The sequence below is a fragment of the Meiothermus sp. genome, assembly GCF_025056915.1.
In the GTDB taxonomy this organism is placed as follows: Bacteria; Deinococcota; Deinococci; order Deinococcales; family Thermaceae; genus Meiothermus.
Genome location: NZ_JANWVH010000160.1, coordinates 1 through 1670 on the forward strand (window position 1 = coordinate 1; position 1670 = coordinate 1670).

The window sequence follows — 1670 nt, forward strand, 5'->3', positions numbered from 1 at the left end:
AGGTTTTATACTTCTTCTTGTAAAGGAGGTTGACATGATTAGATACAACCCATTCCGTGAAATCGAACAAATCCAGAATGCGCTGCTGCGGAACTTTTTTGCGGCCCCGGCGGAAAGCACCAACATCCCGTTGGTGGATGCCCTCGAGGACGCCCAGGGGGTGCATCTGGCGGTCTATCTGCCCGGTGTGGAGCCTTCCAATGTGGAGGTGACCACCGAGAACAACACCCTCACCATCCGGGCTGAGCGGCCCTTCAGCAAGCCCGAAAATGCCAACCAGTGGCGGCTGGAGGGGGTTTACGGCAAGTTTGAGCGCAGCTTCGTGATCCCCAACACCTACGACCTGAGCAAGATCGAAGCCAACTTCAAGCACGGCATCCTCTACCTCGACATCCCCAAGGCCGAAGCGGCCCAACCTCGCCGCATCGAGGTTCGCGTCAACGCCTAAATCCAACCTGAAGGAAAGCTCCCCGCCCGGCGGGGAGTTTTTTGCATTTGCAGGGCGGGGCTGGCCCAAAGCGCGGGGGGCTTTTCCCCGCGAAGGTTGCTTCGCTGATGCGGCCTGGGGTATCCTTCTGCCGGTAACGCACATTGGATGCTGTGTTTTGGGGTCGCAGACGGGGTGCATATGGGACGAGCAATCGCGGCGCTATGGGTGGTGGTATGGGGCCTGGCCTGGGCCAAAGACAATACCTTTTCGCTCCAACTCAACGCGGGCTGGTTCAACGGGCTTTCCGGCGAGGTGGGCCTGGGGCTGTTCAACATTGCAGGAGAGAAGCTGGGTGTGCGCCTGGGGCTGGCCTACTCCCAGGCCGACGCCGTGGACAACAACGTATTCGCTCCCAGCAGCGAGAACGCCCAGAACCTGACCCTGGGCCTGGATGTCTCCTATTCCTTCGATTTCCAGAGCGCCTTCACCCTGAGCCCCTACCTGGGGTTCCGCTACAACCTGTTCTCGGGCTCGGTCACGGTGGGTAGCTCGACCAACGCCCTGGCCTCCAACCAGTTCGGCCTGGGTGGAGGGGTGCGGGCCGGCTATTTTCTGGACAGCCAGCTTGGGCTGTTGCTGGACTTGGGCCTCGACTACTTCTTCGAAAGCAGCATCCAGCTGGGTTCGACCCGCTACAACCCCGGCGAAACCTCGGGGCCTCCCCTCAACCTCAACGTTCACCAGTGGGTCAACGACCCGCGCCTGGTCTGGAAGGGCCGCCTGGGGCTGGCTTTCAACTTCTGAACCCGCAGTGTGGGCTTCGCAAACACCAGGCCAACCCTGGGCCAGGTAAGGTAGGCTGTTGGCATGTTTCCGCTGCACGACATCAACCGTTCGCACCGGCGCCCTTATGTGGTCTATGCGCTGGTGGTGCTGAACCTGCTGGGGTTTATTTATACCTTTTTTCTCACCGACCCCGCCGCGGTCATTCAGACCTACGGCTTTGTGCCGGCCCGCTTCCTGGCCGACCCCGGCGGCGAGTGGATTACCCTTTTCAGCAGCATGTTTTTGCATGGCAGCCTCATGCACATCCTGGGCAACCTGTGGTTCTTGTGGGTGTTTGGCGACAACATCGAAGACCGCCTGGGCCACGGGCGGTTTTTGGGGTTTTACCTTCTGGGTGGGGTGGCAGCGGCCTTTGCCCAGGGGCTTGTGAGCGGCTTTTCCAGTGACACCCCCA

General features: G+C 60.5%; 3 protein-coding genes. All 3 read left to right on the plus strand.

Annotated features, from left to right (window positions below; translation table 11 throughout):
• Positions 1-34 precede the first annotated feature (34 nt).
• Positions 35-448 (plus strand): Hsp20/alpha crystallin family protein, encoded by a 414-nt coding sequence (locus NZN28_RS14390; protein WP_295399323.1) that lies wholly within the window; start codon positions 35-37, stop codon positions 446-448.
• 180 nt (positions 449-628) lie between these two features.
• Positions 629-1234 (plus strand): outer membrane beta-barrel protein, encoded by a 606-nt coding sequence (locus NZN28_RS14395; protein WP_295399325.1) that lies wholly within the window; start codon positions 629-631, stop codon positions 1232-1234.
• A gap of 63 nt (positions 1235-1297) precedes the next feature.
• Positions 1298-1670: rhomboid family intramembrane serine protease (locus NZN28_RS14400; protein WP_295399327.1), on the plus strand; the 373-nt coding region annotated here is incomplete at its 3' end.